The sequence below is a fragment of the Rhizomicrobium sp. genome (assembly GCA_037200985.1).
GTDB lineage: Bacteria > Pseudomonadota > Alphaproteobacteria > Micropepsales > Micropepsaceae > Rhizomicrobium.
Genome location: JBBCGJ010000001.1, coordinates 1151000 through 1163555 on the forward strand (window position 1 = coordinate 1151000; position 12556 = coordinate 1163555).

Here is a 12556-nt window from a genome sequence, read left to right on the forward strand (position 1 = left end):
CTACGGATTTCCGCCTTGGGTCTCGCGATCGCGCTCGGCGCCTGCGCGGGCACGAACACCGCGGCGCCCTCCGCGCCGGCCGCCGATACGACCTCGACGGAGTTCGGCAACTATCTCTCCGCGCGCTTCGCGGCCAGCCAGCACAACATGAAGGATGCCGCGCTCTATTATCGCGCGAGCCTCACCGCCGATCCGGACAATAAGGACCTCTTGGCGCTCTCCTTCTTCTTCTCGACCTCGGCGGGCGACATCCCGGACGCGGCCAAGCTCGCCGACCGCGTGGTCGCGGCGCAGGCGGACGACCGCGCGGCGCGGCTGACGCTGGCGGTCGCCGCGCTCAAGCGGCGCGACTATGCCGGCGCGCGCAAGCAGATGTCGCTGTCGGCGAAAGGGCCGTTCAGCTCCCTCACCGTGTCGCTGATCGATGCCTGGGCGGCGGCGGGGCAGGGCGACAAGGCGACGGCGGAAGGCGAACTCGCGGCGCTGCGCGCCCAGGGCGGCGCCGATGCGCTCGCCATGTATCACCTCGCCCTGCTGGCCGATTTCGTCGGCGACGACGCGCTGGCCGACCCGTCCTATCGCAGCGCGCTCGCCTCGGGCGCGACGCCGCGCGTGGTGGACGCGTTCGGCCGCTATCTGGAGCGCAGCGGAAAGACCGACGAGGCGACCACGCTCTACACAAGGGCGGCGCAGGAATCCGGCATCAAGGAGATCGCGGCGGCCGGCCTCGCCCGCATCAAGAACCACAAGAAGCCGGACGGGATGATCGTGCACGCCGAAGACGGCGCCGCGGAGGCCTTGTTCGGCATCGCCGCCTCGCTGACCGACCAGGCGAGCGCGGATGTCTCGATCCTCTATCTGCGGCTCGCGCTCTATCTGCGTCCCGACCTGGATCTGGGCGCGGTCCTGCTCGCCGACCGGCTGGAAGGCCTGCAGAAATACGACGATGCCATCGAGGCCTATCGCATGGTGCCGAAGGGCTCGCCCTATTGGCGGCTGGCGGCGGTGGAGATCGCGCTCGACGAGGCGCGGCTGGACCGCACCGACGACGCGATCGCCAAGCTCAAGGAGTTGACGGCGGCCAATCCGGCGGATTCGGAAGCCTGGACGGCGCTCGGCGACACCTATCGCAGCGCCAGCAAGTTCACGGAGGCCGCCGACGCCTACAACCACGCGCTGGCGCTGCGCGGCGACGGCACCAGGCCGAACGACTGGCCGCTCTATTTCGCGCGGGCCGTGGCGGAGCAGGGGACGCAGAACTGGAGCGCCGCCGAAATCGATCTGAAGAAGGCGCTGACGCTGTCGCCCAACGAGCCGACGCTGCTCAATTATCTCGGCTACACCTGGGTCGACCAGAACCGCAACATCCCCGAGGCGCTCGCGATGCTGGAGAAGGCGCGCGCCTTGAAGCCGACCGACGGCTACATCGCCGACAGCGTGGGCTGGGCCTATTACAAGCTCGGCCGCTTCGCCGACGCGGCCAAGGCGCTGGAGAGCGCGGTCGAACTGGTGCCCGGCGATCCGACGATCAACGACCATCTGGGCGACGCCTATTGGCGGGTGGGGCGCAAGCTCGACGCGACGTTCCAGTGGAACCACGCGCTGGCGTTCGGGGCGAGCGATGCCGACAAGGCGGTGATCGAGAAGAAGCTCAAGGACGGACTGGACGCCGGTGCCGCCCCGAATTGAAGCTTTCGCGCCTGCGAAGATCAATCTCTTCCTGCATGTCGGCGACAGGCGCGCCGACGGCTACCACGCACTCGAAAGCATCGCCGTGTTCGTCGATGCCGGCGACCGGCTGGTCTTCGAGGCGGCCGATGCATTGTCGCTGCGCGTCGAGGGGCCGTTCCGCGAAGGGCTCGCGGCCGAGAGCGACAATCTGGTGCTGCGCGCCGCCCGCGCCCTCGCGCAGCGCACCGACACCGGCAAGGGCGCAGCGATTGCCTTGACCAAGAACCTGCCGGTTGCCTCCGGCATCGGCGGCGGCTCGGCGGACGCCGCCGCGGCCCTGCGCGGGCTCGTGCAGCTTTGGGATCTCTCCGAGGTCGGACCCCATGTCGCGCGCGGCGTCGCGGAGGAATTGGGTTCCGACGTGCCGGTATGCGTGGAGAGCCGGCCGTCCTGGATGGAGGGGCGCGGCGAGATCGTGACGCGCGCCAAGGGCATCCCACCGGTGAAGCTGGTATTGGTCAATCCGGGCGTCGCGGTTCCGACGGCCGCGGTGTTCCGCGCGCTGACGGATCGCAGCGGCGTCGGCGCGGCGAGTCGCATTCCCTTCGAACCCGATGCCTGGTCGCTCGCCGAATATCTGCGCTCGACCCGGAACGATCTCGAAGCGCCGGCGCTGGCGATCGCGCCGGCGATCGGCGAGGCGCTGGCGGCGCTGCGGGCGCAGCCCGGCATCCATCTCGCGCGCATGTCCGGCAGCGGCGCGACATGTTTCGGCCTGTTCGAGGATGACGGCAGCGCGGAGATGGCCGCGATCGCGCTGGCGCGTTCGTATCCCGGCTGGTGGGTGAAGGCCGCGCGGGTGTTGGCCTAGACGCCGTCGATCGCTATCGGAAAATTCAAGATTGTCGTTCCCGCGCAGCGCAAATCCAGATTCGGCCGCTCGCCCGGCCGCGGGATGCCCGCCTGCGCGGGCACGACCCGGGTGGCTTCAATACGCCCGTTCGACGCAGAAATCGGCGATGTCGGCCAGCGCGGCGCGGATGTCGCTCGCCGGCAGCGGCGCCAGCGCCTGCTTGGCGACGTCGGCATAGTGCCGCGCGCGCGTCATCGTCTCCTGGATCGCGCCCGTCTCCTCGACGCAGGTGATGGCGCGTTCGAGATCGGATTCGCTCTGCGGGCCGCCTTCGATCACCCGCTTCCAGAAGGTCTGCGCCTTCGCATCGGCGCGGGCATAGGCGAGGATGACCGGCAGCGTGACCTTGGCCTCGCGGAAATCGTCGCCGACCGCCTTGCCCATCAGCGCCTGGCGGCCGGAATAGTCGAGCGCGTCGTCGACGAGCTGGAAGGCGATGCCCAGGCTCATGCCATAGGCGCGTAGCGAGGCCACGGGACCCCGGTCGCAGAGCGTGGCGCCCGATTCGGCGGCGGCCGCGAACAGCTCCGCCGTCTTGGCGCCGACGACCTTCAGGTAATGCTCCTCGGTGGTGGCGAGATTGCTCTCCGATTTGAGCTGCATCACCTCGCCCTCGGCGATGATCGCGGACGCGCCGGCGAGGATCTCCAGCACGCGCAGCGAGCCGGTGTCGACCATCATCTCGAAGGCGCGGGAGAACAGGAAGTCACCGACCAGCACCGTGGCCTTGTTGCCCCAGACGAGATTGGCCGCGACCTTGCCGCGGCGCAGCGTGCTCGCGTCCACCACGTCGTCGTGCAGCAGCGTGGCGGTGTGGATGAACTCGACCGCAGCCGAAAGATTGACATGCTTGTCGCCGCCGTAACCGCCCATCCGGGCCGCGGCGAGCGACAGCATCGGGCGCAGGCGCTTGCCGCCCGAATCGATCAGGTGCTTGGCGAGGTCGGGAATGAGCGCCACGGCGCTGCCCATGCGGGCGTGGATCATGCGATCGGTTGCCGCCATATCGTCGGCCACCAGCGCGTGCAGGCGCTCGACGGGCGAGACGCCGTCGGTTCTCGTCTTGCGCAGATCGGGCTTGAGCATCGGCTCGGTCCTTGCCGGAAGCGCCCGGCGTTTGCGACATTGGAAGGGGAACCCCACCCCGTCAAGCCGACCTATTCCCGCACTACCCTTGCGAAAGATGCCGATGCGGCCCGTCCTGAAGACCAACGATCCCGTCCTGCTCAGCTTCGCGCAAAGCCTGCTTGCGCAGGAAGATATCGCCAGCGTCGTGTTCGACGAGAATGCGAGCGTGATGGACGGCAGTCTGGGCATTTTGCCGCGTCGGCTGATGGTGGCCGACGAGGACGCCGAACGCGGCATGACCTTGCTGCGCGAGGGGCTGGCGCGGCGTGCCGCGCCGCAGGAGATCAGCGAGGACCGGTTCCTGGGCGGCAAGCTCGTCTTGCAGCAGTTCAAGGACGGATTTCGCGCCGGGCTCGATGCCGTGATGCTGGCGGCGGCGGTTCCGGCGGGCGACGGCGACGAGGTGCTGGAACTCGGCAGCGGCGCGGGCACGGCGAGCCTGTGCCTCGCGACGCGCGTGCCGGGCGCGCGCCTGACCGGGGCGGAGATCGAAAGCGATCTCGTGACGCTCGCGAATCGCAACGCCACCGCCAACGGGCTGGGCGAGCGCGCGGTGTTCGTGACCGTCGACGCGCTCGACCTGCCGGCGGACATGCGGCGGGACTACGATCACGTCCTGTGCAATCCGCCGTTCCACAGCGCGGAGGGCGAGACCTCGCCCGACGCGGCGCGGGCGATGGCGATGCAGGACGAGGGGACCCTGCCGGCCTGGCTGGCTACGGGCCTGAAGCGCACGGCCTCGGGCGGGACCTTCACGGCGATCCTGCGCGCCGACCGGCTGGGCGAGGCGCTGGCGGCGCTGCCGCAGACCGGCGTGCGGGTCATCCCGCTCTGGCCGCGCCGGGACGAGCCGGCCAAGCGCGTCATCGTGCAGGCCAGGAAGGGCGCGCGGACGCCCTTCGCGCTGCTGCCGGGGCTGGTGCTGCACGAAGCCGACGGTTCCTATACCCCGCAGGCCGACGCCATCCTGCGCGGAGAGGAGGCGATTGCATGACCCGCGGCGCGGTTGCGAGCAAGGTCCCGGCCGTCACGCTGACCTTCTGGATCGTCAAGATCCTTGCGACCACGCTGGGCGAGACGGCCGGCGACACGGTCTCCATGACCATGCATCTCGGCTATCTCGTCGGCACCGCGATCTTTCTTGGGGCGCTTGTCGTGCTCGTCGCGCTGCAGATCGCGGCCCGCAAATTCCATCCCTTCCTCTACTGGCTGACGATCATCGCCTCGACGACGGCGGGCACCACGATGGCGGATTTCGCCGACCGCTCGCTCGGCATCGGCTATCCCGGCGGCTCGATCCTGCTGTTCGCCGCCGTTCTGGCATCGCTCGGCGCCTGGTACTGGTCGGAGGGCGCGGTCTCGGTGCAGTCGGTGAACACGCCCCGGGTCGAGGCGTTCTACTGGCTGACCATCACCTTCTCGCAGACGCTGGGCACCGCGCTGGGGGGACTGGGCGGCGGATTCGGGCTTGGGCTATGGCGGCGGCGCGCTGGTGTTCGGCGCGGCCATCGCGGTCGTCGCCGCGCTCCATTTCTGGGCTCGCCTTTCGCCCGTCCTCTTGTTCTGGCTGGCCTTTATCCTGACGCGGCCGCTGGGCGCGACGGTGGGCGATTTCTTCGACAAGCCGCCGGAGCAGGGCGGGCTGGACGTCAGCCGGCCGATCGCCAGCGCGATTCTGGCGGCGGTCATCGTAGTATGCATTCTCATCTTCCCGCAGCGCGCCGGATCGCATCCGGGCGCCGCCTGAGCTTGTTCTCGGACAAGCCGGACTGTAGCGTCCGGCCCTCTTTTTGAACGGGCATTGCCGTGGCCAAGACATTCCAGGACCTGATTCTGACGCTCCAGAATTTCTGGGCATCGAAAGGTTGCCTGATCCTCCAGCCTTACGACGACCAGATGGGCGCGGGCACCTTCCATCCGGCGACGACGCTGCGCGCGCTGGGGCCGCGGCCGTGGCGCGCCGCCTATGTCCAGCCGTCGCGGCGGCCCAAGGACGGGCGCTATGGCGAGAACCCGAACCGGCTGCAGCACTATTACCAGTTCCAGGTGATCATGAAGCCGGCGCCTTCCGACATCCAGGACCTTTATCTGGAAAGCGTGCGCGCCATCGGGCTCGATCCGGCGCTGCACGACGTCCGTTTCGTGGAAGATGATTGGGAAAGCCCGACGCTGGGCGCCTGGGGGCTCGGCTGGGAGGTGTGGTGCGACGGGATGGAGATTTCCCAGTTCACGTACTTTCAGCAGGTCGGCGGCATCGATTGCGATCCGGTGTCGGCGGAGATCACCTACGGCCTCGAGCGGCTCGCGATGTATGTGCAGAACGTCGAGTTCGTCTACGACCTCGCCTTCAATGAGCAGTTCCGCTACGGCGAGGTGTTCCACCAGGCCGAGCAGGAATTCTCCGCCTACAATTTCGAGATGGCGGATACGGACATCCTGTTCCAGCACTTCAAGGATGCCGAGAAGCAGTGCCAGGAGCTGATCGCCGGCAACAAGAAGCTGGCGCTGCCGGCCTATGACCAGTGCATCAAGGCTAGCCACACCTTCAACCTGCTCGACGCGCGCGGCGTGATCAGCGTGACGGAGCGCGCCGCCTATATCGGCCGCGTGCGGGCGCTGGCGAAGGCGTGCTGCGAGGCCTGGCTGGCGACGCCGATGGGCGACTACAAGCCGAGGTTCGGGTGAGCGATGTCTGACCTTCTGCTCGAACTTTTCAGCGAAGAAATCCCGGCGCGCATGCAGGCGCAGGCGGCGCGGGACTTGGAACGGCTGGTCGTCGGCGCGCTGTCGGATCGCGGGCTGTTGTTCGAGGGTGTCAAGGCCTTCGCGGGGCCGCGGCGGCTGACGCTGGCGGTGAGCGGCCTGCCGGCGAAGCAGCCGGACGTCTCGGAAGAGAAGAAGGGCCCGCGCGTCGGCGCGCCGGACAAGGCGGTGCAGGGCTTCCTGCGCTCGGCCGGCGTGAAGCTCAAGGATTGCGAGACGCGCGACGACGGCAAGGGGCCGTTCTATGTCGCTGTGATCGCGTTGAAGGGTCGCGCGACCGCCGACGTGATCGCGGACTTTCTGCCCGATTTGCTGGCCAAGCTGCCCTGGCCGAAATCGATGCGCTGGCCGCAGGAGTCTTTAACGCCAGCCGGGCAAGGCCCGTCTGGCGCGAACGCACCGGTGCGCTGGGTGCGGCCGCTGCATTCCATATTGTGCACGCTGGACGGCGAGGTCGTGTCGTTCACGTTTGCTGGGGTGGCCAGCAATAACCGCACGCGCGGCCACCGGTTCCTGTCGAGCGGCGAGATCGCGGTCAAAAGGTTCGAGGATTACGCCAGGAAGCTGCGCGAGGCGCATGTCGTGCTCGACGCCGAGGAACGCAAGGCGATCATCTTCGAGGGCGTGAAGGGCGCCGCCTTCGTGCACGGGCTGGAGATGATCCCGGATGAGGGGCTGCTGGACGAGGTCTGCGGCCTGGTGGAATGGCCGGTGGTGCTGATCGGCGCCATCGAGGACCAGTTCATGGACGTGCCGCCGGAAATTTTGCAAACGGCGATGCGGACGCATCAAAAGTATTTCAGCCTGCGCGATCCCGCGACCGGAAAATTCGCGAACCGCTTCGCGCTGGTTGCGAACATGATCGCCGAGGACGGCGGCATCAAGATCGTGGCGGGCAATGAGCGGGTGTTGCGGGCGCGGTTGAGCGACGCGAGCTTCTTTTGGTTCCGAGATAAGCAATGGAGGCTAAACAATCGAGTTATCGATCTGGCAGAGGTTGTTTTTCATGGCGAGCTTGGGAGTCAGTTTGCTCGTACTCTTCGTGTCAGTGCTCTTTCAGGCCTTATCGCGACTGCGATTGGCGCCGACTCGGTGTTGGCACGAAGAGCCGGTTGGCTGGCCAAAGTCGATCTTGTCAGCGACGTGGTTGGAGAGTTCCCTGAGCTGCAAGGTGTCATGGGAAGCTACTATGCATTGAATGATGGCGAGCCGCCGGAGATCGCCGCCGCGATCCGCGAACAATATCGTCCGCAAGGACCTAGCGATGTTGTCCCGAACTCGCCGGTATCGGTCGCCTTGTCTCTTGCCGACAAGATTGACACTGCGGTCGGATTTTTCGGAATTGGACTGAAGCCAACTGGCTCAAGTGATCCGTATGCATTGCGAAGATCTGCTCTTGGAGTCATCCGCATAATTCTTGCCAACGAAATCAGGCTCGAGCTTCGCAAGGTAATTGCGATGGCTTTCTCCCTGCACGTGCAAAAGAGAGTTGAACCGGCTTACTTCGCGCGAAGCACTAAAATTCCGCTGTCGCTGTTAGGCACGCCGAAACATGCAGAGGCGGAGCTGGAGGCATTAAACGGCGCGCTGGATGAAGCCATTGCTCTTGCGCGATCAAGCACTTCTCAGCCCGTTGATCAGTTAGACGAAATTCTTTCTTTCTTTGAAGAGAGGCTGAAGGTTGCCCTCCGCGAAAAAGGCACACGTCACGATCTGATCGATGCGGTGTTCTCGCTTGGTAATGAGGACGATTTGGTTCGGTTGGTGGCCCGCGTCGAGGTGTTGCAGGCCTTCCTGAAGACCGACGACGGCGCGAACCTGCTCACGGCTTATCGCCGCGCGGCGAATATCCTGAAAGCCGAGGAGAAGAAGGACAAGATCGCCTATGACGGCGAACCCGATCCGGAGGCGTTCGCCCTCCGGGAGGAGAAGGCGCTGTTTGTCGAACTCGCCACCGCTTCGGAACTAATCAAGGCCGAGATCGAGCGCGAGCGCTTCGCCGAGGCGATGGGCGTGATGGCGCGGCTGCGCGGGCCGGTCGATGCCTTCTTCGAGAAGGTCACGGTGAACGACAAGGACGCGAACCTGCGCAAGAACCGGCTGCTGTTGCTGTCGCGGCTGCGCGCGACGCTGCACACGGTCGCTGATTTTTCGAAGATGGAGGGCTGAATTTCCTCCCCCGCTGTTGCGGGGAGGTGGCACGCCGTAGCGCAGCGGAGGCGTGACGGAGGGGGCCAACCACCGCGGGCGCCGCTCGGCGGCGCCAGGGCCCCTCCGCCTCGCTGCGCTCGGCACCTCCCCCGCAAACGCGGGGGAGGAAAACTATGCCCCGTCCTTCTCCGTCGTCGGATCGATCATCTTGCGGACCTCTGTGATCTTGGTCGCGGGGAAGCCGCTCTGCTCGGCGTGCTTGCGGATGATCGCCTCGTCCTTGGCGAGATAGACGCAGAACGTCTTGTCGGCCGCGACATAGCTTTCCTGCCACTGGATGTCCGGCCCCAGCGCCTTCAGCACCTCGTTGGACTTGGCGGCGGCGCCCTTGAGCTGCTCGCGCTCGAAGGAGCCGACGGCGGGAATGTCGCGTTCGATGATGAATTTTCTCAACGTCATGGCATCGCTCCTTTTCGGTTAGCCGCCGAGCGGCGGAAGGAAGAAGAACACCCACATCGCCAGCACCGCGAAATTCGACAGCGCGAACAGCGCGGCGCGGTGCGAGCGCTTGTCGTAGGTCAGGTGCACGGCGCTGTGTGCGGCGCGCAGGGCGACGTAGATCCAGGCCAGCCAGAGCATCGTGTCGTCGACCCGCCCGGCAAGGATCGCCATCAGGCAGACGATATAGAACAGGACCGGCATTTCCAGCAGGTCGGCGAAATTGGGATTGTGCGTGCCGCCGGGGATATCGCCCGTGGCGCTGTTCTGCACCTCGGACCGGCCGCCGAACATGCGCCGGGCGGGAACGAAGAGCAGGACGAAGAAGGTGATTCCGGCGAGTACGCCCATGGGCGCGAAAAGGGGACTTTGGGTCATGAACGATTCCCGGGTGGCGGCGGGACGTTAGCGCCGCCACACCCCTCTGTCATGGCCCGCGAATGCGGGCCACCCGGTTGTCGACCCGTACCGGCATCGGGCGTGTTGTCATCTCCCCAGGTGCCGAGAATAGTGCTCTACGATCATCTGGGTGCCCGCATTCGCGGGCCATGACACTTTTTTGAGAACCACGGCACGGACAAGGCAATGGCAAAGTGGGTCTATTCGTTCGGTAACGGCACCGCTGAGGGGGAGGCCGGGATGCGGAACCTGCTCGGCGGCAAGGGCGCCAACCTCGCCGAGATGAGCAATCTGGGGCTTCCCGTCCCGCCCGGTTTTTCGATCACCACCGAGGTCTGCACCTATTACTACGCCCATGGCGAGAGCTATCCGGCCGACCTGAAGCCGGAGGTCGAGGCGGCGCTGGCGCGCGTCGGCGATCTGGCGGGCGGCCGGCTCGGCGATCCGGCGCGGCCGCTGCTGGTCTCGGTCCGCTCGGGCGCGCGGGTTTCGATGCCCGGCATGATGGACACGGTGCTCAATCTCGGCCTCAACGCCGAAACGACCGAAGGGCTGGCCCGCATCACCGGCGACGCGCGTTTCGCCTACGATTCCTATCGCCGTTTCATCCAGATGTATTCCGATGTCGTGCTCGGCGTCGAGCATTCGGTGTTCGAGGAAATCCTGGACAGCGAGAAGGAGGATCGGGGGTTCGAGCTCGACACCGAATTGTCCGCCGAGGATCTCAAGAAGATCGCCGGCCTGTTCAAGGCCCGTGTCGCCAAGACGCTGGGTCGGCCGTTCCCGGAAGACGTGCATGAGCAGCTCTGGGGCGCGATCGGCGCGGTGTTCGGCTCCTGGCAGAGCCCGCGCGCCAACACCTATCGCCGCATCCACAACATCCCGGAGGACTGGGGAACGGCGGTGACGGTGCAGGCGATGGTGTTCGGCAATCGCGGCGAGACCTCGGCCACCGGCGTCGCCTTCACGCGCGACCCCTCCACGGGTGAAAAACTCCTCTACGGCGAGTTCCTGATCAACGCCCAGGGCGAGGACGTCGTCGCCGGCATCCGCACGCCGCAGTCGATCTCGAAGGTGGTGCGCGAGCGCCAAGGCGCCAAACGGCTCTCGATGGAAGAGGCGATGCCGAAGGCCTTCGCCGAGCTGAAGGCGATCTGCGACCGGCTGGAGACCCACTATCGCGACATGCAGGACCTCGAATTTACCGTGCAGGAAGGCACGCTCTTCATGCTCCAGACCCGCGGCGGCAAGCGCACCGCGGAAGCCGCGCTCAAGATCGCAGTCGACATGGAGCGCGAAGGCCTGATCGACAAGCACGCCGCGGTGGCGCGTGTCGATCCGTCGGCGCTGGACCAGCTACTGCATCCGACGCTCGATCCCAACTCCCCGCGCGAGCAGATCGCGGCCGGCCTGGCGGCGTCGCCGGGAGCGGCCACCGGCGAGGCCGTGTTCACCGCCGACGAGGCGGAGAAGCTCGCGGCCGAGAACCGCGACGTCATCCTGGTGCGCACCGAGACGAGCCCCGAGGACATCCACGGCATGCATGCGGCGCGGGGCATCCTCACCGCGCGCGGCGGCATGACGAGCCATGCCGCCGTGGTGGCGCGCGGCATGGGGCGGCCCTGCGTCTCCGGCGCGGGCGCGATCAAGATCGACGTCGCGGGCGGCGTGATGGTCTGCGGCCGCCACACGGTGAGGCGCGGCGACATCATCACGATCGACGGCAGCAGCGGCACCGTGTTCAAGGGCCGGGTCGAGCTGCGCCAGCCCGAGCTCACCGGCGATTTCGGCGTGCTGATGGGCTGGGCGGATTCGATCCGTACCCTGAAGGTCCGCACCAATGCCGACACGCCGGAGGACGCCGCGACGGCGCGGAAGTTTGGAGCCGAAGGCATAGGATTGTGCCGCACCGAGCACATGTTCTTCGACTCCGATCGCATCGTCGCGGTGCGCCAGATGATCCTGGCCGACGCGAAGGCCGACCGCGAGGCGGCGCTGGCCAAATTGCTGCCGATGCAGCGCCAGGATTTCGAGGGCATCTTCAAGGCGATGGAAGGGCTTCCCGTCACCATCCGCCTGCTCGATCCGCCGCTGCACGAATTTTTGCCGCAGAAGGACGAGGAGATCGCCGAGGTGGCGCGCGCCGCCGGCAGCGATCCCGGCAAGCTGCGCGCCCGCGCCATCGCGCTGCACGAATCCAATCCGATGCTCGGCCATCGCGGCGTGCGCCTCGGCATCACCTATCCCGAGATCTACGAGATGCAGGTGCGCGCCATACTGGAGGCGGCGCTGAACGTACGGGATGCGGGCGGGGCGCCGGTGCAGCTCGAGATCATGGTGCCGCTGGTGGCGTTCAAGACCGAGCTCGACCGCATCAAGGAGCGCATCGACGCGGTGGCCGCCGCGGTGGCGTCCGAGCGCGGAAAATCGCCGGATTACATGGTTGGAACGATGATCGAGCTGCCGCGCGCCGCTCTGCGCGCGAAGGAGATCGCGGAGAGCGCGGAATTCTTCTCCTTTGGCACCAACGATCTGACGCAGACGACCATCGGAATCAGCCGCGACGACGCCGGCGGCTTCCTCACGGAGTATCTCAACAAGGGCGTGATCGCGCGCGATCCCTTCGTGAGCATCGACGTCGACGGCGTCGGCGAGCTCGTGCGCATCGCAGCGGAGCGGGGACGCGCTGCACGCGCGAACCTCAAGCTCGGCATCTGCGGCGAGCATGGCGGCGATCCGGATTCGATCCGATTCTGCCACGACTGCGGGTTGGATTACGTGTCGTGCTCGCCGTTCCGCGTGCCCGTCGCGCGTCTCGCCGCGGCGCAGGCGGCGCTCGCAAACCGCAAGTCCGACGATTGATCCCTGTACGGACGATGCAGGAAAACCCTGGGTTTTTCGACGTCAAATGACGCGGCGTCACGAATAAGCAATTTTTGATTTGACGATTCGATTTTTTGTCGGCACAAGCCGCGCTCACATCGAGGGCGGGGACCATTCGGAATTGCTTTTTTATCGTGAACTGAAATCCGA

Annotated in this window: 10 protein-coding genes and 1 pseudogene; 8 read left to right on the forward strand and 3 right to left on the reverse strand. The window is 66.5% G+C overall.

Features of this window, described 5'->3' with window-relative positions; genetic code table 11:
- Positions 1-15 precede the first annotated feature (15 nt).
- Complete coding sequence (locus WDN01_05475) at positions 16-1689, forward strand: tetratricopeptide repeat protein (protein MEJ0025461.1); 1674 nt, start codon at positions 16-18, stop codon at positions 1687-1689.
- Positions 1673-2542, forward strand: coding sequence for a 4-(cytidine 5'-diphospho)-2-C-methyl-D-erythritol kinase (locus WDN01_05480; protein ID MEJ0025462.1), 870 nt, complete (start codon positions 1673-1675; stop codon positions 2540-2542). The genes WDN01_05475 and WDN01_05480 overlap by 17 nt, the downstream gene beginning before the upstream one ends.
- Positions 2543-2659: 117 nt before the next feature.
- On the opposite strand, the gene WDN01_05485 is transcribed toward WDN01_05480, so the two are convergent.
- Positions 2660-3670 (reverse strand): polyprenyl synthetase family protein, encoded by a 1011-nt coding sequence (locus tag WDN01_05485; protein ID MEJ0025463.1) that lies wholly within the window; start codon positions 3668-3670, stop codon positions 2660-2662.
- Between the two features lie 103 nt (positions 3671-3773).
- On the opposite strand from WDN01_05485, the gene WDN01_05490 reads away from it, so the two are divergent.
- The 5 genes and pseudogenes from WDN01_05490 to glyS all read left to right on the forward strand — a co-directional run bounded on the left by WDN01_05490 (position 3774) and on the right by glyS (position 8644).
- Entirely contained in the window at positions 3774-4706 is a 933-nt protein-coding gene (locus WDN01_05490; GenBank protein ID MEJ0025464.1) for a DUF2007 domain-containing protein, read from the forward strand.
- Between the two features lie 104 nt (positions 4707-4810).
- Positions 4811-5005, forward strand: a pseudogene (locus WDN01_05495) (hypothetical protein).
- Positions 5006-5315: 310 nt separating this feature from the next.
- Entirely contained in the window at positions 5316-5459 is a 144-nt protein-coding gene (locus WDN01_05500; GenBank protein ID MEJ0025465.1) for a hypothetical protein, read from the forward strand.
- Positions 5460-5518: 59 nt separating this feature from the next.
- Complete coding sequence (locus tag WDN01_05505) at positions 5519-6397, forward strand: glycine--tRNA ligase subunit alpha (protein MEJ0025466.1); 879 nt, start codon at positions 5519-5521, stop codon at positions 6395-6397.
- A gap of 3 nt (positions 6398-6400) precedes the next feature.
- Positions 6401-8644, forward strand: a complete 2244-nt coding sequence (glyS, locus tag WDN01_05510; GenBank protein ID MEJ0025467.1) for a glycine--tRNA ligase subunit beta — start codon at positions 6401-6403, stop codon at positions 8642-8644.
- A gap of 153 nt (positions 8645-8797) precedes the next feature.
- Here glyS and WDN01_05515 read toward each other — a convergent pair whose 3' ends face one another.
- Positions 8798-9085 carry a DUF4242 domain-containing protein gene (locus WDN01_05515; GenBank protein ID MEJ0025468.1) on the reverse strand — a complete coding sequence of 96 codons (288 nt, stop codon included), beginning with the start codon at positions 9083-9085 and terminating at the stop codon, positions 8798-8800.
- Between the two features lie 18 nt (positions 9086-9103).
- The gene (locus WDN01_05520) at positions 9104-9502 is read right to left on the reverse strand and encodes an MAPEG family protein (GenBank protein ID MEJ0025469.1); all 399 of its coding nucleotides are present in this window, start codon (positions 9500-9502) and stop codon (positions 9104-9106) included.
- 207 nt (positions 9503-9709) lie between these two features.
- Between WDN01_05520 and ppdK the strand changes: the two genes are divergently transcribed.
- Positions 9710-12385, forward strand: coding sequence for a pyruvate, phosphate dikinase (ppdK, locus tag WDN01_05525; GenBank protein ID MEJ0025470.1), 2676 nt, complete (start codon positions 9710-9712; stop codon positions 12383-12385).
- Positions 12386-12556 lie beyond the last annotated feature (171 nt).